This window comes from Microvirga sp. 2MCAF38 (assembly GCF_052115485.1).
Lineage (GTDB): Bacteria > Pseudomonadota > Alphaproteobacteria > Rhizobiales > Beijerinckiaceae > Microvirga.
In genome coordinates this window covers 228,102-251,217 of record NZ_JBFRGU010000005.1, presented here as the reverse complement: position 1 = coordinate 251,217, position 23,116 = coordinate 228,102, and the positions used below count along the sequence as shown (strand labels likewise).

The 23,116-nt window shown below is 61.8% G+C and carries 22 protein-coding genes and 1 tRNA gene; 12 read left to right on the top strand and 11 right to left on the bottom strand.

The features are described from left to right. Positions 1–215: 215 nt before the first annotated feature. Positions 216–1,175 carry a small ribosomal subunit Rsm22 family protein gene (locus AB4072_RS12825; protein ID WP_441968350.1) on the bottom strand — a complete coding sequence of 320 codons (960 nt, stop codon included), beginning with the start codon at positions 1,173–1,175 and terminating at the stop codon, positions 216–218. A 402-nt stretch (positions 1,176–1,577) separates the two neighbouring features. Here AB4072_RS12825 and AB4072_RS12820 point away from each other — a divergent pair, with 402 nt between their 5' ends. The 3 genes from AB4072_RS12820 (at position 1,578) to AB4072_RS12810 (ending at position 3,656) form a co-directional block, all read left to right on the top strand. After that, a complete protein-coding gene (locus tag AB4072_RS12820; RefSeq protein WP_441968348.1) occupies positions 1,578–2,033 on the top strand; it encodes a VOC family protein in 456 nt (151 codons plus the stop codon). A gap of 269 nt (positions 2,034–2,302) precedes the next feature. Beyond that, the gene (locus AB4072_RS12815; protein ID WP_441968346.1) at positions 2,303–3,220 is read left to right on the top strand and encodes a pirin family protein; all 918 of its coding nucleotides are present in this window, start codon (positions 2,303–2,305) and stop codon (positions 3,218–3,220) included. A gap of 40 nt (positions 3,221–3,260) precedes the next feature. After that, positions 3,261–3,656 (top strand): OsmC family protein, encoded by a 396-nt coding sequence (locus AB4072_RS12810; protein WP_441968344.1) that lies wholly within the window; start codon positions 3,261–3,263, stop codon positions 3,654–3,656. A gap of 672 nt (positions 3,657–4,328) precedes the next feature. On the opposite strand, the gene AB4072_RS12805 is transcribed toward AB4072_RS12810, so the two are convergent. Continuing rightward, a tRNA-Gly gene (locus tag AB4072_RS12805) sits at positions 4,329–4,403 on the bottom strand. 250 nt (positions 4,404–4,653) lie between these two features. Here AB4072_RS12805 and AB4072_RS12800 point away from each other — a divergent pair. The 4 genes from AB4072_RS12800 to AB4072_RS12785 are packed head-to-tail and all read left to right on the top strand — an operon-like array spanning position 4,654 to position 7,073. Next, positions 4,654–5,181 carry a prolyl-tRNA synthetase associated domain-containing protein gene (locus AB4072_RS12800; RefSeq protein ID WP_441968343.1) on the top strand — a complete coding sequence of 176 codons (528 nt, stop codon included), beginning with the start codon at positions 4,654–4,656 and terminating at the stop codon, positions 5,179–5,181. Positions 5,182–5,241: 60 nt separating this feature from the next. Continuing rightward, the gene (trxA, locus tag AB4072_RS12795) at positions 5,242–6,159 is read left to right on the top strand and encodes a thioredoxin (RefSeq protein WP_441968341.1); all 918 of its coding nucleotides are present in this window, start codon (positions 5,242–5,244) and stop codon (positions 6,157–6,159) included. Between the two features lie 29 nt (positions 6,160–6,188). After that, a complete protein-coding gene (locus AB4072_RS12790) occupies positions 6,189–6,860 on the top strand; it encodes an LON peptidase substrate-binding domain-containing protein (protein WP_441968339.1) in 672 nt (223 codons plus the stop codon). A 9-nt stretch (positions 6,861–6,869) separates the two neighbouring features. Then, positions 6,870–7,073, top strand: a complete 204-nt coding sequence (locus AB4072_RS12785) for a Trm112 family protein (RefSeq protein ID WP_441968337.1) — start codon at positions 6,870–6,872, stop codon at positions 7,071–7,073. A gap of 95 nt (positions 7,074–7,168) precedes the next feature. On the opposite strand, the gene AB4072_RS12780 is transcribed toward AB4072_RS12785, so the two are convergent. Further along, positions 7,169–8,050, bottom strand: a complete 882-nt coding sequence (locus AB4072_RS12780) for an HpcH/HpaI aldolase/citrate lyase family protein (protein WP_441968335.1) — start codon at positions 8,048–8,050, stop codon at positions 7,169–7,171. 197 nt (positions 8,051–8,247) lie between these two features. Here AB4072_RS12780 and AB4072_RS12775 point away from each other — a divergent pair, with 197 nt between their 5' ends. Together AB4072_RS12775 and AB4072_RS12770 are read left to right on the top strand one after the other, a co-directional pair. Continuing rightward, positions 8,248–9,189, top strand: coding sequence for a threonine/serine dehydratase (locus tag AB4072_RS12775; RefSeq protein ID WP_441968333.1), 942 nt, complete (start codon positions 8,248–8,250; stop codon positions 9,187–9,189). Between the two features lie 40 nt (positions 9,190–9,229). Then, a complete protein-coding gene (locus AB4072_RS12770) occupies positions 9,230–9,907 on the top strand; it encodes a carbonic anhydrase (RefSeq protein ID WP_441968331.1) in 678 nt (225 codons plus the stop codon). 309 nt (positions 9,908–10,216) lie between these two features. On the opposite strand, the gene AB4072_RS12765 is transcribed toward AB4072_RS12770, so the two are convergent. Together AB4072_RS12765 and AB4072_RS12760 are read right to left on the bottom strand one after the other, a co-directional pair. Beyond that, positions 10,217–10,579 carry a hypothetical protein gene (locus tag AB4072_RS12765; RefSeq protein ID WP_441968329.1) on the bottom strand — a complete coding sequence of 121 codons (363 nt, stop codon included), beginning with the start codon at positions 10,577–10,579 and terminating at the stop codon, positions 10,217–10,219. 58 nt (positions 10,580–10,637) lie between these two features. After that, complete coding sequence (locus tag AB4072_RS12760; RefSeq protein WP_441968327.1) at positions 10,638–11,669, bottom strand: aspartate-semialdehyde dehydrogenase; 1,032 nt, start codon at positions 11,667–11,669, stop codon at positions 10,638–10,640. An 807-nt stretch (positions 11,670–12,476) separates the two neighbouring features. On the opposite strand from AB4072_RS12760, the gene AB4072_RS12755 reads away from it, so the two are divergent. Next, positions 12,477–12,890 carry a helix-turn-helix domain-containing protein gene (locus AB4072_RS12755; protein ID WP_441968325.1) on the top strand — a complete coding sequence of 138 codons (414 nt, stop codon included), beginning with the start codon at positions 12,477–12,479 and terminating at the stop codon, positions 12,888–12,890. Positions 12,891–13,242: 352 nt separating this feature from the next. Here the strand turns inward: AB4072_RS12755 and AB4072_RS12750 are convergent, their stop codons facing one another. The 3 genes from AB4072_RS12750 to AB4072_RS12740 all read right to left on the bottom strand — a co-directional run bounded on the left by AB4072_RS12750 (position 13,243) and on the right by AB4072_RS12740 (position 17,555). Further along, entirely contained in the window at positions 13,243–14,238 is a 996-nt protein-coding gene (locus tag AB4072_RS12750) for a LolA family protein (protein WP_441968579.1), read from the bottom strand. A gap of 213 nt (positions 14,239–14,451) precedes the next feature. Next, on the bottom strand, positions 14,452–17,061 hold the full coding sequence (locus AB4072_RS12745; protein ID WP_441968323.1) for a DNA translocase FtsK 4TM domain-containing protein: 2,610 nt from the start codon (positions 17,059–17,061) through the stop codon (positions 14,452–14,454). A 206-nt stretch (positions 17,062–17,267) separates the two neighbouring features. Beyond that, on the bottom strand, positions 17,268–17,555 hold the full coding sequence (locus AB4072_RS12740; RefSeq protein WP_441968321.1) for a hypothetical protein: 288 nt from the start codon (positions 17,553–17,555) through the stop codon (positions 17,268–17,270). 244 nt (positions 17,556–17,799) lie between these two features. Here AB4072_RS12740 and AB4072_RS12735 point away from each other — a divergent pair, with 244 nt between their 5' ends. After that, entirely contained in the window at positions 17,800–18,393 is a 594-nt protein-coding gene (locus AB4072_RS12735) for an SCO family protein (RefSeq protein ID WP_441968319.1), read from the top strand. A gap of 168 nt (positions 18,394–18,561) precedes the next feature. On the opposite strand, the gene AB4072_RS12730 is transcribed toward AB4072_RS12735, so the two are convergent. From AB4072_RS12730 to tesB, 3 genes are all read right to left on the bottom strand, one after another. After that, complete coding sequence (locus AB4072_RS12730; protein ID WP_441968317.1) at positions 18,562–19,911, bottom strand: ammonium transporter; 1,350 nt, start codon at positions 19,909–19,911, stop codon at positions 18,562–18,564. Positions 19,912–19,945: 34 nt separating this feature from the next. Then, entirely contained in the window at positions 19,946–20,284 is a 339-nt protein-coding gene (locus tag AB4072_RS12725; protein WP_441968316.1) for a P-II family nitrogen regulator, read from the bottom strand. Positions 20,285–20,655: 371 nt separating this feature from the next. Next, positions 20,656–21,516 (bottom strand): acyl-CoA thioesterase II, encoded by an 861-nt coding sequence (tesB, locus tag AB4072_RS12720; RefSeq protein WP_441968314.1) that lies wholly within the window; start codon positions 21,514–21,516, stop codon positions 20,656–20,658. A 160-nt stretch (positions 21,517–21,676) separates the two neighbouring features. On the opposite strand from tesB, the gene AB4072_RS12715 reads away from it, so the two are divergent. Beyond that, a complete protein-coding gene (locus AB4072_RS12715; protein ID WP_441968313.1) occupies positions 21,677–22,930 on the top strand; it encodes a ubiquinone biosynthesis hydroxylase in 1,254 nt (417 codons plus the stop codon). Positions 22,931–23,116: the final 186 nt, after the last annotated feature.

Here is a 23,116-nt window from a genome sequence, read left to right as displayed (position 1 = left end):
CCGTGGCGTTAGCACGGCTAAGGGGCCTGCCGCAAACTTCGGAGAGGAGCTTCGTCATTCCGGGGCCGCGTGAGCGGAGCCCGAACCCACAGCCACTGCATGGGAAGGATAGATCGCCAGGGTGGCGCGAGTTTCTGAACCTGCAGCGGTTATGGGTTCCGGGCCCGTGCTGCGCACGTCCCGGAATGACGAGAAGAGGAGCAGGGATAGAGGTGTTAGAGCACATCGCCCCAATTGGCTCGCCGCGCCGCCTTGAAGGCCGCCCCGTCGCGCTTGGTGAAAAGGCGTTCCTCGACCGTGCCGTTCTCGCTGCACAGCTTCAGCTTGGCCTGCCCGCTCCCAAGCCGGGACGGCGCGATGACGCGGGCTTGAACGGCCGCGCCCGAATGCCGCGAGGCGGCGATATAGATGAACTTCTCGTCTTCCCACGGCACTTCCGCTCCCTTCGCCTGCCGGTGCAGGCGCGAGCGCGCCACCCGGCGGGAGAAATGGCACCAATCGGGCTGAACGAGGGGACAGGCTTTCGCATGCGGGCACGGCGCAAGGATATGCGCGCCTAACGCGATCAGGCGGGCGCGCGCGGCCAGAATGCGCTCCCACCCCGCCGGGGTGCCCGGCTCGACGATGAGAAGCGTATCTCCGGTCAGGCTCCACAAGCGTTCGATGAGGGGTCCGCGCGCCTGCGGGTCCAGCTCGTCGAGCACATAGGCCAGGGTCACGAGATCGCGGGGTGCGAGATCCGGCAGAGAACCCGCCGCATCTCCCGTGCGCCATTCGACGGAGAAGGGCAGTTGTGCGGAAAGCCGTTCGCCCCACGCCTGGATAGCTCCGCTTCCTTCGACCAGAAGGGCTTCCCGAAGACCGGCCCAGCATTCGGAGGCCGCCCAGAGGGCAGAACCGGGACCGGAGCCGACATCGAGCAGCGATGCGGGTGCGAAGTCAGGCCGCTCCTCAGCCATCGCATTCATGGCAGCACGGATGGCCGCATAGGTCGCTGGCAAACGCGTCGCGAGATAGGCCCGCGCGGCCAGATCGTCCGAGAGATGAAACCGCCCGTCGCGAATCTCCGCCCGATAGCGAGCCGACAAGACGCCCGCCGCGCGGCTCAGATCCGCAAGCGGGATGCCCGCAAGCGCGGCATCGACGCCCTGGCGCAGGAGCGGTGGCAATTCCATGCTGTCATGCTCTCCAAAATGGCCGATGCGGCCAATCGTGTGGCGTCTAGCACATGCGAGGCCCCCACCACAGAACGAAACGACGCCAGGGCGCGGATCATTAACACGCAACCAAATGCGGATTGAAGCCAGCTCGGCGAATGCCAGGCCGCGAGTTTGTCGTATCAGGTCGCGACACGGATAAAGAACCGTTCGCTTAAGTTACGCACGACGTTCGCGGTCGCTGGTGGCGCGTTCGCGCGTCCTTCGGCTTTACTTATGTTTTTTACACGCTGGGAACTACGTTTTATTGGGCATCGTTATTGGACAATAACGAATGCGGATCGATGGGCCAGCACGGATGGCTTTTACAAAATCTCAGCATGATGGGAGGCTTCTTGCTGTTGTATATCGGAGGCGTCGATGAACCAAGTACAAGTCGAGCAGAAAAGCTATCAGATGCCGCCGCGGGATGGATTTACCGTCGCACACTTTCTCACCGTCGCCGACATCGAACGATCGGCTCGATTTTACGAAACGGTCTTCGGAGGCCGCATTCTGAGCAAAGGCGACAGCAGCGGCGCGCCGGGGTACATCCAGATCGCGAACACGTGGCTCATTGTCAACGTCGGGGGCGGTCCGACACCCGACAAACCATCGGTAACGCTTAGCGCCCCCGCCGATCCCGATTTGGTCAGCAGCTTTATGAATATTCGCGTTGCAGATATTCAAGCTTGCTATGAGCTATGGCGAAGTCGAGGGGCCGAATTTATCACAGAGCCAAAGGACAAGTACGGCGAGACGCGCTGCTACATTCGCGATCCTGATGGTTATATTATAGAAGTTGGACAAAGTAAGCCGGGCGTTACTTACGGCTAAACTGCACGACACACGAAAGCATCTGTGCTGACCGCGTACACTCCGGCGGCGACGCGAAGTCCCTCTTTACGGTGGGGTGCTTTACCATGATCGCAGCGCAACAACCCCAGCTTGAAGCCGCAATCTGAGGCTGTCGCTCGCAAACCGCCTTCTCATGCTGGTTTGGGATCAATAGTCGATCAACGCAAAGCGCGCTTTCGCTATTGCGCTTTGCATGTGCACCACAAACCTTATTCTCTCACAAAGCGCGCGAGCACAGGAGATCCGCGATGAGCTGGCTTCCGACGGAAGATCCGATTCTGGGCGACCGGAAATCCTGCGATGCGCTCGAACTCGTCGTCGTGCCGCGCGTACGCGATCTCGGCGACGGCTTTTCCGTGCGCCGCGCGCTTCCGCACGGCAAACGCCAGATGGTTGGGCCGTTCATTTTCTTCGATCATTTCGGGCCGGTTCAGTTCATTGCCGGGCACGGCATGGATGTGCGACCTCATCCGCATATCGGGCTCGCCACCGTCACTTATCTCTTCGATGGCCGCATCACCCATCGCGACAGCAACGGCAACATTCAGGACATCGCGCCGGGCGCCATGAACCTGATGACCGCGGGGCGAGGTATCGCCCATTCCGAACGTTCGCCGGAGGCGGAGCGCCACGGCGGTCGCATGCTCGGCCTGCAAAGCTGGATCGCACTGCCCGCCGGCAAGGAAGAAATCGCTCCGTCCTTCCAGCATTATGACGCGGCCCGCCTACCCACCATCGAAGACAAGGGCCTGAAGGCCCGCGTGATCGCAGGCTCCGCCTTCGGCGCCTCGGCGCCTGTCGAGATGGTGTCGGACTGGTTCTATGTGGAAGTCGCGCTCGATGCGGGCATGACCGCGCCCCTCGATCCCGACTACGAGGAGCGGGCGATCTATGTCGTCGAGGGCGAAGTGGAGATCGCGAACGAACGATTCGAGGGACCACGCCTCCTGATCTTCCGTCCGGGTGATCGCATCACCGTGCTCGCCACGAAACCGACGCGCATGATGTTCCTGGGCGGGACGGCCTTGGAAGGCCCGCGCCACATCTGGTGGAATTTCGTCTCCTCCAGCAAGGAGCGCATCGAACAGGCGAAGGAAGACTGGAAGACCGGCCGCTTCAGTCATGTGCCCGACGAGACCGAGTTCATCCCGCTCCCCGAGACTTGATCGCGACTTCTCCCAACCGGACAATCACCAAGGGTATTGCATGGCCTCCGTTCATCTCGTCAGCGCATCGGGCTTCGCAACCGAGATCCGCGCCCGCTCGCACAACCTCACCGCCGACGAGCCGCCGTCGCTCGGTGGCACCGATACCGGCCCCTCGCCTTACGAATTGCTGCTCTCGGCACTCGCCGCCTGCACCGCCATCACGCTGCGCATGTACGCGGACCGAAAAGGGTGGGATCTGGGCCGCATCAATGTCGATACCCATTTCGGACGCGATGCGGACGGCAACGAGAGCATTTCGCGGGATGTGACCTTGGACCAAGCACTCGACCCCGAGCGGCAAGCCCGCCTGCTCGAAATCGCCGAGAAGACTCCCGTGACGAAGACCCTGAAACGCGGCACGCCGATCACGACGGTGCTGCGCGTGGTGGCGTGAGCTAGCTGTGAGCTTTCAACTTCGCTATGCCGAGCCGTAGAACGTAGGCGAAGCCAAATTGCGGGCCTGAGCGAAATACTATAGCGTTGACCGCCTATATCGGAGGATAGACCAATCAAGCTCCGCCTCAAAAAAGAAGATGTCAGATTCTTCCTGCTCTACATTCTGGCAGGACCTCCCATTGGTTGCTTCCTCTTTCTCCTTGGTCTGGCGCTGTTCGGGGCTTTCTATGATCGCCCCCTTCAGGGAACTGACTTGCTTTTGCCGGTCTTTCTTACGGCTAATCCGATGGTACTTGCCATTTCCTACGGCTTGGGAGCGGCTCCAGCAGCGTTGACAGCCATTTTGCTCAGGCAAGTAGCTCTCCGCGTCACGCTCCGAAGAGATCTTTTGATTCTGTCGCCGCTTGCCGGAGCTATTTCGACTGCTGTCTTTTTAGCCTCCATACGACCCCTGCTACCAGATGGAGCGCAAGGCGTTTTCGGCCCTATTTATCTGACGGGTGCTGCAGCGGCACTCCTTTGTACCCTGCTGGTAGCCTTCAAGAGACCGGCGAAAGCTGTCGGTTTGGCCGGGGACGACACTCACGCCGGCACTTGAGCGTCGGCCTCAAACAGCAAAAAACCGCCTTCCGGCGGTTCATGCTATCTTCCCAACAATTCTTGAGAAAATTGGAGCGGGCGAAGGGATTCGAACCCTCGACCCCAACCTTGGCAAGGTTGTGCTCTACCCCTGAGCTACACCCGCGCTCCGCGGCGCGTTGCGCCGTTGCGAGGCCGCTCATTTGCCCCAAAAAGATTCATATTGCAAGAGGGTCCTAAGCGAAATTTGCGAACTGATTGCTTGAGACCGGGAAACGAGATCTTTAGAGCATGATCAGAATAAGTGGAAACCGGTTGTTAGCCCGGATCATGCGAAATCAAAGAATCGAGAGCTCGGTGTTTCAAAGAGACATGATCAAGCTCTAGAAACCGAGGACGAACGGGAGCTCATCGTCTTGCCGCACCTGACACCGACCCAATTGTTGGACCGCCTTGCGGGGCTCGGGATTTCGACTGAAACGGTGGAGCACGAACCCGTCTTCACGGTCGCCGAATCGCGCCATATCAAGGCGTGCATTCCTGGCGCCCATTCGAAGAACCTGTTCGTGAAAGACAAGAAGGGCCGCCTTTTCCTGATCACGGCCAAGCACGAGACCGCCATCGACCTGAAGCGGACCCATGAGGTGCTGGGCGCCTCGGGACGATTGTCTTTCGGCTCGGCCGATCAGCTGCGCGAGGTTTTGGGGGTCGAACCGGGTTCGGTGACACCCTTTGCCGTCGCCAACGATACGCAAGGCCGGGTCACCATGATTCTCGACGCCAAGCTCATGGAGCATGAGCGGGTGAACTTTCATCCGCTCGTGAATTCCATGACGACAGGCATCTCCCGCGAGGATCTGGTGAAATTCCTACGCTCGACGGGCCACGACCCGATCATTCTCCACCTGCCCGAACCGGCGGAAGAATTGTCGATTACGCCTTAAAATCACGCCGTAAAATCCCATCTGAGGGATGACCGATTTCTCCGACCTTTCGAGGACGACATGCTAGCCGACACTTCACCCGGAACGCTCCCGAACGGTAAGCCCGCGGACGATCTCATCAAGGACACCTCGACGGCCACGTTTCGCGAGGACGTCCTCACCGAATCGATGAAACAGCCGGTTCTGGTCGATTTCTGGGCGCCCTGGTGCGGGCCCTGCAAGCAGCTCACCCCTGTTCTCGAGAAAGCCGTCCTCGCCGCCGGGGGCAAGGTGAAGCTCGTGAAGATGAACATCGATGAGCATCCGCAGATCGCCGGGCAGCTCGGCGTTCAATCGATCCCCGCCGTCTTCGCCTTCCAGCGTGGCCAGCCCGTCGATGGTTTCATGGGGGCGCTGCCCGAAGGACAGATCAAGGGTTTCATCGAGCGCCTCGTCGGCCCCATAGGCCCGAGCGTCATCGACGAACTCCTGCAGGAAGCCGAGAGTGCCGTCACTGAAGGCGATGCGGCCGGTGCCGCCGAGCTTTACGCAGCAGTACTCGCGCAAGAGCCCGACAACGTCCCTGCTCTGGCAGCCATGGTGAAACTGCACGTTTCTCTGAACGATCTCGAAGGTGCGAAGCGCTTTCTCGCCATGGCGCCGGAGGCCAAGGCGAACGATCCTGCACTCGTCGGCGCAAGCGCAGCCATCGAGCTTGCGGAACAGGCGGAATCTCTGGGCGATGTCGCGGAATTACAGCGCCGCGTAGAGGCGAACCCGCTCGATCATCAGGCTCGGTTCGATATGGCGCTCGCGCTCAACGCGCGCGGACGGCAGGAAGAAGCTGTCGACCAGCTTCTTGAAATCGTGCGGCGCGACCGCAATTGGAACGAAGACGGTGCGCGCAAGCAGCTCGTCCAATTCTTCGAGGCCTGGGGCCCCACGGACGAGATGACGGTTGTAGGACGACGCCGGTTGTCCTCTATCCTGTTTGCCTGATGCCGATTGTCCAGTCAGGAGCGCGCGGGATGGGTTCGAGCGTGGTTTATCGTTGTCCGAAGGATTGCCCGGCGACCATCCCCGTTTTCCCCCTCTCCGGCGCCCTTCTTCTGCCTCGCGGCCAAATGCCGCTCAACATCTTCGAACCGCGTTATCTCGCCATGGTGGATGAAGCGTTGCGGAGCGATCGGCTGATCGGTCTGGTACAGCCGGATCCCGACGGCGGTGGTACGGCTACGGCGCCCAAGCTTTGCAACGTGGGCTGCGCCGGACGGATCACGCAGTTCGCCGAGAGCAGCGATGGGCGCTACCTCATCACGCTCGTCGGCGTCGCACGTTTTCGGATCGAAGAGGAGCTGCTGACCACGACACCGTTCCGTCAGTGCCAGGTCGATTTCGAAGGATTTGCAGAGGATTTCATCGCGCGCGCCGGCGAGACAGAAGTCGATCGCGCGGGCGTCGTGAAAGCCCTGCGCGATTTCGTCGAAGCGGCGGAGGTGCGCGTGGATTGGAAGGGTATCGAGGAAGCGCCGAACGAAGCATTGGTAAACGCACTGTGCATGATGAGTCCCTTCGGCACCCGTGAGAAGCAAGCTTTGCTCGAAGCCGTCGATCTGAAGACACGGGCGGAAGTCCTGATCGCCCTGACCGAGATCGAGCTCGCGCGCAGCGGCAGCGGTTCGGACACGACGCTGCAATAAGGACGAGCGATGAAAGACGAAACCCAACTCCCGGTCGAAGCCACGCGAGTCGATCCGAAGCTCCTCGAACTTCTGGTGTGTCCACTGACCAAAGCATCGCTCGATTACGATGCCGAGCGCCAGGAGCTGATCAGCCGTCAGGCCAAGCTCGCCTACCCGATCCGCGACGGCATTCCGATCATGCTGCCGGAAGAAGCGCGACCGCTCGACTAGAGCTTGAGCGTGTCTCTTTGAAATATGATTAAGCTCTCGATTCTTTGATGCCGCATGATTCGGGCGAACAACCGTCCACTTGTTCTGATCATGCTCTAACTTCGGATCGCAATCGCCTCTGCAAGTGCGAGCGTCCGACGCGCCATGTCCGCATGGAGCCGCTCGACCATGCCTCCGTCGATGGCGATGGCGCCCTTGCCGGCATTTTCCGGACGCTCGAAGGCGCTTGCGATAATCTCCGCGCGCTCGATTTCCTCTAAGGTTGGCGCGAAGATCTCGTTCGCAGCCACGACTTGGTTCGGGTGAATCAGTGTCTTGCCGTCGAAGCCGAGATCCCGGCCCTGCTCGCATTCGGCCCTGAATCCGCTTTCATCCGACAGATTGTTGTAGACGCCGTCGATCACGTCGAGACCGTAGGCGCGCGCGGCGGCAAGCGTGTTCATCAGCCAGGGCAGCATCGGCGCGCGACCGGGAACGAAGCGCGCGCGGGTTTCCTTCGCCAGATCGTTGGTGCCGAGCACGAAGCATTCGAGCCGCGTATCCACATCGAGCGCGGTGCTCGCAATCTCCTTCGCCTGCAGAACGGCGAGCGGGGTCTCGATCATGACCCAGAGCTTCGTCGTCTCGGAGAGACCGAGCCGCCGCAAGCGCAGGCCGACCGCGACAAGCGCTTCCGGCGACGACACCTTGGGTACGAGAATCGCATCGGGCGTGGCCTGCGCCACAGCCAAGAGATCGGCTTCTCCCCAAGGGGTGTCGAGCGCGTTGATGCGCACGACAAGCTCGCGGAGACCAAAATCACGCCGCGCCACCGCCGCGACGACCTGTGCGCGCGCGGCCTCCTTGGCATCGGGCGCCACCGCGTCTTCGAGATCGAAGATCAACGTATCGGCGGGCAGCGTCCGCGCCTTTTCAAGCACGCGGGCATTGGAACCAGGCATGTAAAGGACGCTGCGGCGGGGACGGATTTCAGCCATTCTGGTTCCTCGCTGGAGCGATTTTTCGTGTTTGCGGGAGAAATAGGTCGCATCGATGCTCTGAGTTACCGCCAATAATACCCCAAGGATACTTCGCGCCAACCTCTACAGTGGGTCGATAGCGGCTCTCAAAAGGGCTTGCCGTCGGGCTCGACATGGTTAGAGGTCGCATTCTTCTTTTCGGAGCCGCCGATACGATGACGATTTCCCGCGCCGACATCGAAACCGCCCATGCCCGGATTGCTCCCCATATCCGGCGCACCCCCGTCTGGAGCCTGCCGCGGGGCTTCGGCTATGAGGGACCGGTAAGTCTGAAGCTCGAGTACCTGCAGCATTCCGGCTCCTTCAAGGCGCGTGGCGCGTTCAACACGCTCCTGTCGAAGTCAGTGCCGAATGCGGGGGTCGCGGCGGCCTCGGGCGGCAATCACGGAGCGGCGGTAGCCTATGCGGCGCGGCAGCTTGGCATCAGGGCGCGGATTTTCGTGCCGGAGATTTCGAGCCCCGCGAAGATCGCCGTCATCCGCTCCCACGGCGCGGAGGTCGTCATCGGTGGCGCACGCTATGCAGACGCGCAGGAAGCCTGCGATCGCTTCGTCGCGGAAACCGGGGCTTTGCGTGTCCATCCCTTCGCCGCGGAGGAAACCATTGCGGGTCAAGGCACCGTCGCGCTCGAATGGGAGCGGGACGACACTCCCCTCGATACGGTACTGGTTGCGGTCGGCGGCGGCGGTCTGATCAGCGGCGTCGCGAGTTTCTGGGCGGGTCGCGTGAAGGTGGTCGGCGTCGAGCCGGAAGGATCGCGGGCGCTTCATGCGAGCTTGGAGGCCGGGCACCCTGTCGATGTGGATGTGAATTCGGTGGCCGCGGATTCGCTCGGCGCACGAAATACAGGCGACCTGGTCTTTTCCATCTGCCGCGAGAAAGTCGATCATGTAGCGCTCGTCACCGACGAGGCGATCCGACAGGCGCAGCGGCTTCTCTGGAGCGATTGGCGCATGGCGATCGAACCCGGCGGTGCAACCGCGCTGGCCGCGCTCGCCTCGGGAGCCTATAAGCCCAAAGCAGGCGAACGGGTCGGCGTGCTCATTTGCGGCGCGAATGTCGAACTCGCCAAGCTTAGCCAAGACACCGTTCTATAAATAGCCACCGCTCTATAGATAAATCACAAGGAGGCGGCCCATGTTTCCCACCCGCTTGACCGAAGGCTACCGCGCTTTTCTCGCCGAACGTTTCGCGCGCGAAAAGGGGCGCTACGAAGTGCTGGCCGAGCAAGGGCAATCGCCGGAAATCATGGTGATCGGCTGCTGCGACAGCCGCGTCTCGCCCGAGGTGATCTTCGATGCGAGCCCCGGCGAATTGTTCGTGGTTCGCAACGTGGCCAATCTCGTGCCGCCTTACGAGACCGGCGGCGATTATCATGGCACCTCGGCGGCGCTGGAATTCGCCGTGCAGGCTTTGCGCGTCAAGCACATCGTCGTGCTGGGTCATGCCCGCTGCGGCGGCATCCGGGCCTTCGCGGACGATACCGCCCCGCTCTCTCCCGGCGATTTCATCGGCCGCTGGATGAACCTGATCGCCCCGGCCGCCGAGCGCATCGGTCCGCGCGGCACCGATTTCGTGGAATATCAACGCCGCCTGGAATTGGCCGCCATCGAGAACAGTATCAGGAATCTGATGACGTTCCCTTGTGTGCGCATTCTGGCGGAGCGCGGCAAGCTGCAATTGCATGGCGCTTATTTCGGCGTCGCGACCGGCGTGCTGATGGTGCGCAACTCCGAAACGGGTGAATTTTCACCTGCGGTCGAGGATATGCCGGAGCACATTTCGCAGTTCAGGGCCCGGGCTGTCGAACCTTAGGCACAAAGGCGCTTTCACTAGAGTTTGATGGTTTCAGATTGAAACGTGATCAAATTCTAGATTCTTTTGATGCCGCATGATCCGGGCGAACAACCGGTTTCCACTTGTTCTGATCATGCTCTAAGAGCCCGTTTGGAAATTCCATCTGAGAGGATGGCGATACCAATTCCACGTCATGCCCGGCCTTGTGCCGGGTATCCACGCCTTTGAACCACCGCGGTTCCCCAAGACGTGGATACCCCGCGACAAGCGCGGGCATGACGCGCAAAAATATTGCTCGACCGATTTTCCAAGCTTGCTCTCAGCGGCTCAGCGTATTTCCGGGCCATATTCCGCATCCACCATCTGGTCGATGTCGTCGACACAGGTTTGGCCTTCATGCCATTTTTCCCAGCCTCGATACCATTCGCCATCACGCAAGCTGAGATTCTCGAGGTCTCGCACCCGGAAGCAACGCCAGGCACCGCCGAGGGGAAGTCCTCTTTCCGAGTCGCCAGCGAATTGCCAGGTGAAGACGTTCCAGTCGTTTCCTTTTCGCCCCAAAATATGAGCGCAGAACTCTCTCGGAAGATTTTTGCAGGTGGCGAGAACTTGCTTTCGCGCAAGAATGGCCGCTCTCAAAAGTTCGACCTTGTCCTTCACATGCCGCCCCGATTGCGATCCGTCGAACAATCTCCAAAATAAAAAGGGCCACCCGAGGGCGACCCTTTCAATTCGCTGACGGAAAAATCTACGCCGCCTTCTTCTTCGACGGCAGCAGGCCGCGATTGACCATGGCTTCCGCGATCTGAATGGCGTTGAGCGCCGCGCCCTTGCGCAGATTGTCGGAGACGCACCAGAAAGCGAGGCCGTTTTCGACGGTGATGTCCTCGCGGATGCGCGAGATGTAGGTGGCATCCTCGCCTGCCGCCTCATGCGGAGTCATGTAGCCGCCGGGCTCGTGCTTATCGATGACGACGACGCCGGGTGCGGAGCGCAGGATGTCGCGGGCCTCATCCGCCGAAATCGGCTTCTCGAATTCCACGTTGACGGCTTCCGAGTGGCCGATGAACACCGGCACGCGCACGCAGGTGGCGGTAAGCTTGATCTTGGGATCAAGAATCTTCTTGGTCTCCGCCATCATCTTCCACTCTTCCTTCGTGAACCCGTCCTCCATGAACACGTCGATGTGAGGAATCACGTTGAAAGCGATGCGCTTCGGGAACTTCTTCTCGACCACGTCCTGGAGCGAATAGAGCGCCTTGGTCTGGCGATCCAGTTCGTCCATGCCGTCCTTGCCGGCGCCGGAAACCGATTGATAGGTCGAGACGACGACGCGCTTGATGGTGGCGTGATCGTGCAGAGGCTTGAGCGCCACGACAAGCTGCGCCGTGGAGCAGTTGGGGTTGGCGATGATGCCCTTTTTCATCTGCCGCACGGCGTCGGCGTTCACTTCCGGCACCACGAGCGGCACATCGGAATCGTAACGCCAGGCAGAGGAGTTATCGATGACGACGACGCCCTGAGCCGCGATCTTGGGCGACCATTCCTTGGAGATTTCGCCGCCCGCCGACATGAGGCAGAGATCGACATCGGAGAAGTCGTAAGTGTCGAGGGTCTTGGCCGTGAGCGTCTTGTCGCCGAAAGAAACTTCCGAGCCCTGGCTGCGGCGGGACGCGAGCGCCACCACTTCATCCACCGGGAAGGCCCGCTCGGCCAGAATGTCGAGCATCTCGCGGCCTACATTGCCTGTCGCGCCGACGACGGCGACCTTGTAACCCATGTGACTTCTCCTGTTCGCGCTCTCCCCGGAAATTTCAAAACCCTTGATCAGGGTGCCCCTCTCGCCCCGACGGGAGAGAGGACCGGGGACGACGAGGCTACTCGGCCGTTTTCACGGCCGTCGTGACGGTTTTCGTTTTGCTCGTCGTGTGCGTGAGCATCGTCATTGCCATCGTCCAATCCGCGTTCGATCTTTCGAACCCGGTTCGTTCAGCAACACACCAAAGGGAAAGCGGCGTCAAGAGATCTCTTGGTGTAGCGGTGATCCGACTCCTGTCATTCCCGACCGAGCGGATCCCGAAAGACGGGAAAGTGGACGAGCTATCACGCACGACCGAACTCCCTCTCCCTGCGGGAGAGGGTTGGGGTGAGGGGCTCGGAATCAACACACCCTCCACCGTCATTCCGGGGCGCCGCAGGCGAACCCGGAACCCATACGCGCTGACGTTTCCGGATAGGGAACGACGGCCATCGTTACGTCCTCTCGGTCACCCTTGACGGGTCTGGGTTCCGGGTTCCGCTGCGCAGCCCCGGAATGACGTGAGAGGGGCGGCGAGCCATTGACCCTTTGCCCCCTTCACGTGTTATCTCGTAGCCGGAGCCGGCCGCAGCCGGTTCTGGGGCGTCAGAACCCCTTCAGGGCGGCGCAAGCATCCGCCGTAACGATGCCTTCCCAGCCTTATGGCCGGGGAGGCGCTGTCGTATGTCCAGGGCGAAAGCCTAAAGGGCAGCGCGGTCGTCCCTGACGGCTTCTGAACTCCCCGACCACCAGCGCCGCTGGTGGTCACCACCGCCACTGGGGAGTTTTATGAGCACGTCGTCCAACCGCGCCAGAGCGCCAAGCGCCCAACCAAATGCCGCCAAATCGCCCAGCGCCGCCGACCGGCGCATCGGTCAGCGCGTCCGCTTGAGGCGCACCGCCATCGGGTTGAGCCAGGAAAAACTGGCCCAGGCGCTCGGGATCACGTTTCAGCAAGTGCAGAAATATGAGCGAGGCACCAATCGTATCGGCGCGAGCCGTCTGCAGGAGATCGCGCGGACGCTGAACGTGCCGGTCGCGTCCTTCTACGACGCGGAGGCTCAGGCCGAGGGATCGCTGACAGCCGTCCTCGACACGCCGGAGAGCCTGCCTCTACTGCAAGCCTTCACCACCATCGCCCGCCCCGACCTGCGCCGTCAGGCGTTGGAGATTGTGCGAGTCCTCGCCAAGGTGAAGGCGTGATCGTCTCCTCACCCGTCATTCCGGGGCCGCGAAAGCGGAGCCCGACCCGAAGGGTCACGCAAAGCGGGGAAACCCATAACCGCTGATAATTCCGAAAAAACGCAGCGATTGTCGCTGCACCATATTCGCTGTCGTTAGCGGTTATGGGTTCCGGGTTCGCGCGTTGCGCGCCCCGGAATGACGGGGAGGGTGTGTTTATTCCGGGTGATCGCTTCGAAAACATTGTTTAGAGAGGGCGGTCGCGCGGATCCTAGAGCTTGATCATGTCTCTTTGAAACACGATCAAGCTCTAGGATCTTTGATTCCGCATGATCCGAGCGAACAACCGGTTTCCACTTGTTCTGATCATGCTCTAGCGACTGTTTCCGAAGGTCGGCGCGTTCTGGATGCGGAAGAGACTCTGGTCGATGCTTCTGCCGCGATCGATCTTGTTGAGCATCACGATGGTCTGAAAACCCTGCGGATCGACAATCCGCCACTGCGTGAGGTTTTTCACTTCAGGATCGAAATAGAGCATGATGCGCGAGGTGCCGCCGAGCGTGGAACGGTCCTCCAGACTCACCCGCACGGAGTCGGTCTCCGTCGCGATGCCGGTCACGGGAATGTCCTGTCCGAGATTGACATGCTCGCGCAGCAGGAATTTCAGCGGCGTCTGCTGAATGAAATACATGTCCTGCGTCAGCAGCTTCTTGTCGCGCACCGAGATCGAGGTTCCGTCGGCGACGACTTCGAGGGTCGCGGGAGGATCGTACTCGAACCGCAGCTTGCCGGGGCGCTGGAGATAAAGCGTACCGCCGATCCGACGGCCGTCACCGCCCACTTGCGTGAAACCGGCGACCATCGTGGAGATGTTCGAGAAAAAGGCATTCGCCCGCTCCACGATCTCAGTGTTGGAAAGCTGCTCCACGCGCGAAATGGCGCGATTGCCCGCCGCCGCCGTCGCGAGGGGTTTGGGTGCGATGATTACGGGTGTTTCGTCGGTGGCCAATTTCGCGAGAGTCGCCTTGTCCGTTGCATTGCGCGGGGCGGCAGGCGGTAATGGAACTGCTTTTGGCGAGATTTTCTCAGCGGTCGCCGCGGCCGCCTTCTCGGCGACGGCCTGCGTCGCCGCCGTCACCGCATCGGGGGTGGAGGGCGGTACGAGACGTCGTGGCTGGAAGGTGTTCGTCGGCAAGGGCGCGGCGGACAGGTTGAAGCCTTGCTGCATGGAGGCCGCAGTGACGGGGGCATGCGGTCGGGTCGGCGGCAGGATCATGTCCACCGGCAACGTTTGAGCCGCAGCTGGGAGCACGCCCGCGCCGAAGACGGCGAGGCTCGTCAACAGACCGGCGAAACGCAGGTGGCGCATCACGTTCACGCTTCAAAAAGCTCCCATGCGGTGGATTTCGACGGCGGACCTAGAGCATCATCAGAACAGGTGGAATCCGGTTGTTCGCCTGGATCATGCGACGCCAAAGAATCGAGAGTTTGATCATGTTCCAACGAGACATGGCCGAGCTCTAGAAAAACCCTGTGGCTAATCGATGACGCGAATCGGGCGGCGAAGTTCCCTGCCAAGGTGTCATTCATCGTCCATCCCGGCGGATTCCATCAGAATTTCACGTTTACCCGCATGGTTGGCGGCGCCCACGATGCCTTCCTTCTCCATGCGCTCCATGATGGAGGCGGCGCGGTTGTAGCCGATCTGCAAGCGGCGCTGAATGTAGGAGGTCGAGGCCTTCTTGTCGCGCAGCACGATGGCGATGGCCTGATCGTAGAGATCGCCCGAGCCCGAGCCGAATTCGCCCTGATCGAACACGGCGGTATCGCCGCCGCCGCCCTCGTCCTCATCCGCCGTGACGGCTTCGAGATATTGCGGCCGGGCCTGACGCTTGAGATGCGCCACAACCTTCTCGACTTCCTCGTCGGAGCAGAACGGGCCATGGACGCGCGTGATGCGTCCGCCACCCGCCATGTAGAGCATGTCGCCCTGGCCGAGCAGCTGCTCCGCGCCCATTTCGCCGAGAATGGTGCGGCTGTCGATCTTCGACGTGACCTGGAAGGAGATGCGGGTCGGGAAGTTCGCCTTGATCGTGCCGGTGATGACGTCGACCGAGGGACGCTGGGTCGCGAGAACCACGTGGATGCCGGCGGCGCGGGCCATCTGCGCGAGGCGCTGGATCGCGCCTTCGATTTCCTTGCCCGCGACCATCATCAAATCGGCCATCTCGTCGACGATGACGACGATGTACGGCAGAGGCTCGAGATCCATGATCTCGTCCTCATAGATGGCCTGTCCGGTTTCTTTCTCAAACCCGGTCTGCACCGTGCGCGTAATGACCTCGCCGCGCGCCTTCGCCTCGGAAACACGGGAGTTGAAGCCGTCGATATTGCGCACGCCGAGCTTCGACATCTTCTTGTAGCGGTCTTCCATTTCGCGCACGGCCCATTTGAGCGCGACCACCGCCTTCTTCGGGTCGGTCACGACGGGCGTGAGCAGGTGCGGAATGCCGTCATAGACGGACAATTCCAGCATCTTGGGATCGACCATGATCAACCGGCATTCCTCAGGCTTGAGGCGGTAGACCAGCGAGAGAATCATCGTGTTGATGGCCACCGATTTACCGGAGCCGGTGGTGCCCGCGACGAGCAGGTGCGGCATGCGCGCGAGATCCGCGATGACAGGCTCGCCGCCGATGGTCTTGCCGAGGCAGAGCGCGAGCTTCTGCTTGGTCGATTCGAAATCCTGGCTCGCCAAGAGTTCGCGCAGGAACACGGTTTCGCGCTTGTGATTCGGCAATTCGATGCCGATGGCGTTGCGGCCGGAGACGACGGCGACGCGGGCCGAGACCGCGCTCATGGAGCGGGCGATATCGTCCGCGAGCGAAATCACACGGGACGACTTGGTGCCGGGCGCGGGCTCCAATTCGTAGAGCGTGACCACGGGGCCGGGGCGCACATTGATGATCTCGCCCTTCACGCCGAAATCTTCGAGCGTGCCTTCGAGAAGATTGGCGTTCTGTTCCAGCGCGTCCGCCGAGACGATGGGACCCGCCGGTTTTTTCGGTTCGGCGAGAAGACCGAGCGCGGGAAGCTGATATTCGCCTTCGTCGAGGAAGGAGGGTTGCGCCTCGCGGGTGATCCGCTTGCCCGGCTTGGGCGCGGTGGGAACTGGCGCGACGCGAGCGGGCGGCTGTTCCGGCATGGCGACGCGGGGGCTGGATCGGGTCGGAGGTGCCGGAGCGTCGCTCTCGGCGTCCCAATCTTCCTCGTCCTCGTCGTGCATGGGTGCGGCGGCAGGGGCCGCGTGGGCCCGGGGCGACATTTCGTCGAGGGTCGGCTCCCGGCGCGACCAGCCGGTCTCCGGCGCATAGCGCTTCGGGGGCCGGGCCAGAACGCCGTCCATATCGTCATCGCGGCTGCGTCTTGCCTCGCTACGGCGGCGCAACGCGCCGCGCAGGCTCATGAAGCCATGAGCGAGCGCGCCGAGCGAGACAATCCCCCAACCCGGCTCGTCGGGACCAAGATCGTCGGCCTCGTCCCAATCCGCCGCCTGTTTGCGCTTGGGCTTGGCGGGCGGCAAATCGTCTTCGTCGGAGAGTGAACGCATCGGCTCGTCGTCGGGCGCGCTCAGGCCGCAGGCGGCGCTCAGGCTCAGGATCGCGATGGCTGCGAAGGCGGAGCCCAGAATGCCCACGGCCGTCCCGCTGGCGAGTCCCGTCACAGCTTTTGCGCCGCCGAGAACCGCATCGCCGACCACACCGCCGAGCCCTGTGGGCAGGGGCCAGCTTTCGGTCGCGGGGAGGGCGCTCGCGACAGCAGTCCCCGCCGCGGTCCCGACGATCCAGAGCGCAAGACGTAGTTGCGTGCGGCCCATATGGCCGGAGCGCATGAGCCGCCAGCCCCAGATCGCAAGGGGAATCAGCGCCGCGATGGAACCCAACCCCAGAAGCTGCATGGACAGATCGGCGATGATGGCGCCGGGCCAGCGAAGCAGGTTGTGCACCGGCAGATCCGTGGCGTTGTTGAGGCTCGGATCGTCAACCGACCAGGTGGCGAGAGCCATGGCGGCAAGACCGGTGAGGATGATGAGGCTGAGGCCTATCAATTCCTGCGCCCGGCGCGCCAAAAAGGCCCGCAAGGCACTGAAAAGACCATCATAATGGGAGCTTGAACGGCGGGCCGTGCGCATCAAACCACTCGACAAAACGAAAAGACAAAAAGGAATATCGCCGTCGACCGTAAAGCGCGTCGGTTAAGGTTCGTTTAACCTTAGAAGGCCCGTCGATGTCGCCCCTAGAGTTTGATCGTTTCAGATTGAAACACGATCAAACTCTAGGTTTCTTATTGCCGCATGATCGGGGCGAACAACCGGTTTCCACTTGTTCTGATCATGCTCTAGAATTCGTCACCGCTGTCCCGGCACCGATAGCCGATAAAGCATTGCGGATTGTTCGAACTGGGAACCCAGGCCGGTTCGGGGAATTGATCGACCTGGCATTCCGCGCCGCTCTTGACGAAGCGCGCAAAAGTGTTCGGCCCCGTATCGAGGACGACCGCGCCATCCTTCATGACAAGCTGGCGATTGGCGGAACACGGGCGCTGCGACGTCGGAGGTCCGACCTGGGCGATTGCCGTTGTCGTCACCAGGACAAGAGCAAAGGGGGTGAGGATTCTCGTCAGCACCGTTTCCTCCCATATCTTTGGATCATGGTTATTCTCAAGCTCCGGTCATGGCGAAACGGGGCTGTGCGACCCTTCGTTCCTGTCGATTGCAGGAAGCGGCGCGGAAATAACGAATTACGGAAAAACCCTGACCAAGTGACGGTTGGCTTGTGCGCGGCGACGACTTTGACCGTTGACGGATGGGTTCGTCATGGCCAGTGTCCGCCCGTTTTCGTTGCCCGGAGCGGCGATCTTGGAGTGTGGAATGATCCTCAAACGGTCTCTTCTTCTGCCGCTCAGCGTGTTTCTCGTCGCGTTGCTCACTCTCCTCGGCACGTTGCTGTTCCTGTGGCCGGATGAGAAGCAGGCTTCCGTCGCTGCCATCGGCGGGCCGTTTCGTCTGACCAATCAGGAGGGTAAGCCGTTCTCGAGCGATGCCTTGAAAGGCAAGCCTTTCGCGATCTTTTTCGGGTTCACTCATTGCCCCGATGTCTGCCCGACCACCCTCTACGACCTGACCCAGGACATGACGGCTTTGGGCCCGGATGCGGACAAGCTCAACGTCATCTTCGTGACGGTCGATCCCACCCGCGACGACCCGGCGCTGATGAAGGATTATCTCTCATCCTTCGATCCGCGAATCATCGGGCTCACCGGCACGGAGGACGAGATCGCGGCTGTCGCCAAGGCATATCGCGTCTTCTATCGCAAGGTTCCAACCGATTCCGGCTACACCATGGATCACACGGCCACGATTTTCCTGATGGATCGCAAGGGCCAATTCTCCGGCGGATCGAATTTCCAGGAACCGGCGGAAACGCGCCTCGGCAAGTTGAAGCGGCTCATCAAGGAAGGGTGAGCGGTTAAGGATAGCAGGCGGAGCGTTCGAACGATCCCCCACCCATCAAAAAAGCCCCGGTCTCGCGATCGGGGCTTTTCTGTTCGAGCCCTCTGGAAGGCTTCGTTTTAAGCTCAGGGCATGATCCGGAAAAGTGGATACCGGTTTTCCGAAAAGATCATGCCGATTTTAGTAATTATAGGCGCGTTCGCCGTGGTCGGCGAGGTCGAGACCTTCGCGCTCGGCTTCCTGCGTGACACGCAGACCGACGATTACGTCGACGATCTTGAAGAGGATCGCCGAACCGACGCCCGTCCACACCAGGGTGACGACCACGGCGATGATCTGCGTCCAGACCTGACCGCTGATCGAATATTCGCCGACGCCGTAGCCGCCGAGGGACGGTGCTGCAACGACGCCGGTGCCGATGGCTCCGACGATACCGCCGATGCCATGGATGCCGAACACGTCGAGGGCGTCGTCATAGCCCAGCGCGTTCTTCACGCCCGTCACGGCGATGTAGCAGACCACGCCCGCCACGAGGCCGAGCACGATCGAGCCCATGGGCCCGGCAAGACCGGCGGCGGGGGTGATCGCCACGAGACCGGCAACGACGCCGGACGCCGCGCCGAGAAGCGAGGCCTTACCCTTGCCGAGCGCTTCCGCGATCATCCAGGCGAGACCGGCAGCGGCGGGCGCGAGGATGGTGTTGACGAGCGCAAGAGCCGCGCCGCCGTTCGCTTCCAGGTTCGAACCGGCATTGAAGCCGAACCAGCCGACCCACAGAAGGCAGGCGCCGACGAAGGTGAGCGTCAGGGAGTGCGGAGCGAGCAGATCCTTGCCGTAGCCGATGCGTTTGCCGATGATGAGCGCGCCGATCAGGCCCGCGACGCCTGAGTTGATGTGAACGACCGTGCCGCCCGCGAAGTCGAGCGCGCCGAGGCCGAAGAGATAGCCCTCCGAGAACCACACCATATGCGCGATGGGGAAGTAGACGAAGGTCACCCACAACGCCGTGAACAGCAGGACGGCGCTGAACTTGATGCGCTCGGCATAGGCGCCGACGATCAGCGCGGGCGTGATCGCCGCGAAGGTCAGTTGGAAGGCCAGGAACGTGAATTCCGGAATGGCCACGCCCTTGGTGAAGGTGTCCGACAGGGATTCGGTGTTCACGCCCGCGAGGAAGGCTTTCGAGAAGCCGCCGATGAAGGGAGCGAGGCTGCCGGGGCCGGCGGTGAAGGCGAGCGAATAGCCGTAGAAGACCCAGATGATCGCCACCAGGCAGAAGATCGAGAACACCTGCATGAGAACGGACAGCATGTTCTTGGTGCGCACCAGACCGCCGTAGAACAGGGCGAGGCCGGGAATGGTCATGAGAATCACGAGGATGGTCGAGACCAGCATCCAGGTGGTGTCGCCCTTGTTGACGGTGGGGGCCGCAGCCTCCTGCGCCAACGCCGGGTGGGTGGCGATCAGGCTGAGGCCAGCCGCGCCGAGAGCGGTCGTAAGACCGCTGAAACGAGTGGAACGAAAGTTCATCGGGTTAAAACTCCGCAATCTTGTCTGATCACAATCAAAGGGCATCGGCGTCGGTCTCGCCCGTGCGGATGCGGACCACTTTTTCGAGAGAGGTGACGAAAATCTTGCCGTCGCCGATCTGGCCGGTGCGGGCGGTGGCGGTGATCGCTTCCACCACTTGCGGCACCAAGTCCGACGCGACGGCCACCTCGATCTTGAGCTTCGGCAGGAAGCTCACGGCATATTCGGCGCCGCGATAGATTTCCGTATGGCCTTTTTGCCGGCCATAGCCCTTTACCTCGGTCACGGTGAGGCCGTGCACGCCCAGGGCGGTGAGCGCGTCGCGCACCTCCTCGAGCTTGAACGGCTTGATGACCGCCATCACGATTTTCATGGGTTAGCCCCCCTTTGAGGCCGCCGGGCTCGAAAAGCCGGGCGACGGTTTCGCTCCTGAACCCGAACCAGGACGGTCGCGGGTGTCGCGAGGGACTATTCAAGAACCGTGCCAAACCCCGACTGGAAATGTGGTTCGGCAGTCATTCACGACACTTCCCCCCTTGCGGGGAGGGATCGAGGGTGGAGATGGGACACAGGGTGGGGAGGATGCGGAGCCAAGCGCTGTATCAATCTTGTGCCCGATCATGGGAAGAACACTTTGACTTTGCGACCCTCCCCGCAAGGGGGAGGGAAAAGTCCCTGCCTCTTCGGAAGGCAGCCTTTAAAACCTTACTTTTCGGCAATTGCTTAAAAATTAGGCAATAATAATCATTCGCCCCGGTCGCGGATCAGGCCTTCCTGGGCCACCGAGGCGACGAGGGTGCCGTCGCGCTTGAAAATCAGGCCGCGCGAGAAGCCACGGGCGCTGGAAGCGTTCGGGGTGTCTTGTGCATAGAGCAGCCAATCGTCGGCGCGGAACGGGCGATGGAACCAGAGCGCGTGATCGAGGCTGGCAGCCTGGATCGTGGGATCGAACACCGTGCGGCCATGCGGCACGAGCGAGGTGTCGAGGAGCGTCATGTCGGAGGCGTAGGCCAGAACCGATTGATGGATCGCCAGATCGTCCGGCAGCTTTCCCGTTGCACGGATCCACACGTGGAATTTCGGGGCCATGGGGTCGTTCGACGTGTAGCGGCCGATCTCGACCGGGCGCATCTCGATGGGACGCTCGCGCTGATAATAGGTGCGCATGGGCTCCGGCATCAGGGGCATCACATCAGCCTTGATCTCCTCCTCGCTCGGCAGATCTTCCGGCATCGGGACATCGGGCATCGGCATCTGATGGGAGAAGCCTTCCTCCTCCACCTGAAAACTGGCAGACATGGAGAAGATCGCCTGCCCGTGCTGGATGGCGACCACGCGACGCGTGGTGAAGCTGCGCCCGTCGCGGATGCGATCGACTTCATAGATGATCGGCACCTTCGGATCGCCCGGCAGCATGAAATAGCCGTGCAGCGAATGGGGATTGCGGTCCTCCACCGTGCGGCACGCGGCGACGAGCGCCTGTCCGATCACCTGCCCGCCGAAGACCCGCTGCCAGCCGACCTGCGGAGAGCGTCCGCGAAACAGGTTGCGCTCCAGTTGTTCGAGGTCGAGGGTGTCGAGAAGTTCGGCGACGGCGTACGACATGGGCATGTCCTTCAAAAGATGTCCCATCCATTTCGGAGCCTTGCGCGAAGGTCAAGCTTGACGCTGCCGTGCAGGTGGGGAACACCGGAGCCGACCTTACGGTTTGTGCGGCAGAGCATCGTTGAAACTGCAATGACGTACGTGATCAGGGGAGTGAGCCATGACAGCAACTGTGCCACGGATCGTCATCGCCGGAGGCGGGCTCGCAGGCTTGAGCCTAGCGCTTGCCCTCAAGCGCGCCCTCTCGGACGGAATCGAGGTCGCGGTCTGCGATCCGGTCTTGGCGCGTGATCCGCATGGGGACAGGCGCGCTTATGCCATCGCCGCCGCCGCCCGTCGTATGTTGCAGGCGCTCGATGTCTGGAAAGCGGTCGAGCCGAAGGCGCAACCCATCCTCGACATGATCATCACCGACAGCCGCTTGCAGGATGCCGTGCGCCCGGTCTTCCTCACCTTCGCGGGCGATGTGGCCGAGGGCGAGCCTTTTGCCCACATGGTCGCCGCCGGCGAACTGACCTCCGCCCTGATGGAGGCCTGCAAGAGCGCAGGCGTCACGCTGCGATCTGAGGGAGTCACAGGTTTTGCATCGGAGGCATCCGGTATTTCGATTGCCACCGCGAGTGGCCAACCGCTCGAAGCGGCGTTGCTCGTCGCCGCGGACGGCGCCCGCTCTCGCTTGCGCGAGCAGGCCGGGATCGGCTGGATCTCCTGGCCTTATAAGCAATCCGGCATCGTCGCCACCATCGCCCATGAGCGCGATCACGAAGGGCGCGCCATCGAGCATTTTCTGCCCTCCGGCCCCTTTGCGATTCTGCCGCTGAAGCACCAGGCGAAATCCGGCGAGGCCTTGCCCTATCGCTCCTCCATCGTCTGGACCGAGCGCAGCGATGCGGTCCCGGATCTTCTCGCCATGGACGGGGAGGACCAGTTGCTCGAACTGGAGCGGCGCTTCGGTCTGCAACTCGGGCGCATCGCCTTCGAGACGAAACCGCAGGCCTTCCCGCTCTCTTTCGGTGTGGCGCGCTCCTTTGTGGCGGATCGTCTCGCGCTTCTGGGCGATGCGGCACACGTGATCCACCCGATCGCTGGACAGGGCCTCAATCTCGGCCTGCACGATGTGGCGGCCCTGGCGGAAACCATTGCGGACGCCATGCGACTGGGGCTCGATCCCGGCAGCGCCGATGTGCTGGACGGTTACGAGCGCGCGCGCCGCACGGAGATCACCGCCATGGGCGTCATGACCGATGGCCTCAACCGGCTCTTTTCCAACGATCTTCTGCCGGTGCGCCTGATGCGCGACCTCGGCCTCGGCCTCGTCGACCGCATGCCGGTCCTGAAGCGCTTCTTCATTCGCGAAGCGGCGGGCCTCACCGGGCGCGAGGGACCACGCTTGCTGCGCGGCGAAGCGCTTTAGGTCCTTCTTTGACGGGGCAGACCTGGACCTTCCAACCCAGCGATGTATCTTTATCCATCGGGTCCGGGACCTGATGGCGGTTCTGGGCCGGGGAGAAAGACCCATGGCTAGTCATGCGATGTGCATCGCGTCGGACAAGACACCCTGGAGTCACGCCGTACCGGTCCTTGGGCGGATCGGGCTCGT

Bases quoted from the DNA above. Each gene is read 5' to 3' on its own strand.
- AB4072_RS12825 (WP_441968350.1), bottom strand. From the start codon at position 1,175: ATGGAATTGCCACCGCTCCTGCGCCAGGGCGTCGATGCCGCGCTTGCG.
- AB4072_RS12820 (WP_441968348.1), top strand. From the start codon at position 1,578: ATGAACCAAGTACAAGTCGAGCAGAAAAGCTATCAGATGCCGCCGCGG.
- AB4072_RS12815 (WP_441968346.1), top strand. From the start codon at position 2,303: ATGAGCTGGCTTCCGACGGAAGATCCGATTCTGGGCGACCGGAAATCC.
- AB4072_RS12810 (WP_441968344.1), top strand. From the start codon at position 3,261: ATGGCCTCCGTTCATCTCGTCAGCGCATCGGGCTTCGCAACCGAGATC.
- trxA (WP_441968341.1), top strand. From the start codon at position 5,242: ATGCTAGCCGACACTTCACCCGGAACGCTCCCGAACGGTAAGCCCGCG.
- AB4072_RS12790 (WP_441968339.1), top strand. From the start codon at position 6,189: ATGGGTTCGAGCGTGGTTTATCGTTGTCCGAAGGATTGCCCGGCGACC.
- AB4072_RS12785 (WP_441968337.1), top strand. From the start codon at position 6,870: ATGAAAGACGAAACCCAACTCCCGGTCGAAGCCACGCGAGTCGATCCG.
- AB4072_RS12780 (WP_441968335.1), bottom strand. From the start codon at position 8,050: ATGGCTGAAATCCGTCCCCGCCGCAGCGTCCTTTACATGCCTGGTTCC.
- AB4072_RS12775 (WP_441968333.1), top strand. From the start codon at position 8,248: ATGACGATTTCCCGCGCCGACATCGAAACCGCCCATGCCCGGATTGCT.
- AB4072_RS12770 (WP_441968331.1), top strand. From the start codon at position 9,230: ATGTTTCCCACCCGCTTGACCGAAGGCTACCGCGCTTTTCTCGCCGAA.
- AB4072_RS12760 (WP_441968327.1), bottom strand. From the start codon at position 11,669: ATGGGTTACAAGGTCGCCGTCGTCGGCGCGACAGGCAATGTAGGCCGC.
- AB4072_RS12755 (WP_441968325.1), top strand. From the start codon at position 12,477: ATGAGCACGTCGTCCAACCGCGCCAGAGCGCCAAGCGCCCAACCAAAT.
- AB4072_RS12750 (WP_441968579.1), bottom strand. From the start codon at position 14,238: ATGCGCCACCTGCGTTTCGCCGGTCTGTTGACGAGCCTCGCCGTCTTC.
- AB4072_RS12745 (WP_441968323.1), bottom strand. From the start codon at position 17,061: ATGCGCACGGCCCGCCGTTCAAGCTCCCATTATGATGGTCTTTTCAGT.
- AB4072_RS12735 (WP_441968319.1), top strand. From the start codon at position 17,800: ATGATCCTCAAACGGTCTCTTCTTCTGCCGCTCAGCGTGTTTCTCGTC.
- AB4072_RS12730 (WP_441968317.1), bottom strand. From the start codon at position 19,911: ATGAACTTTCGTTCCACTCGTTTCAGCGGTCTTACGACCGCTCTCGGC.
- AB4072_RS12725 (WP_441968316.1), bottom strand. From the start codon at position 20,284: ATGAAAATCGTGATGGCGGTCATCAAGCCGTTCAAGCTCGAGGAGGTG.
- tesB (WP_441968314.1), bottom strand. From the start codon at position 21,516: ATGTCGTACGCCGTCGCCGAACTTCTCGACACCCTCGACCTCGAACAA.
- AB4072_RS12715 (WP_441968313.1), top strand. From the start codon at position 21,677: ATGACAGCAACTGTGCCACGGATCGTCATCGCCGGAGGCGGGCTCGCA.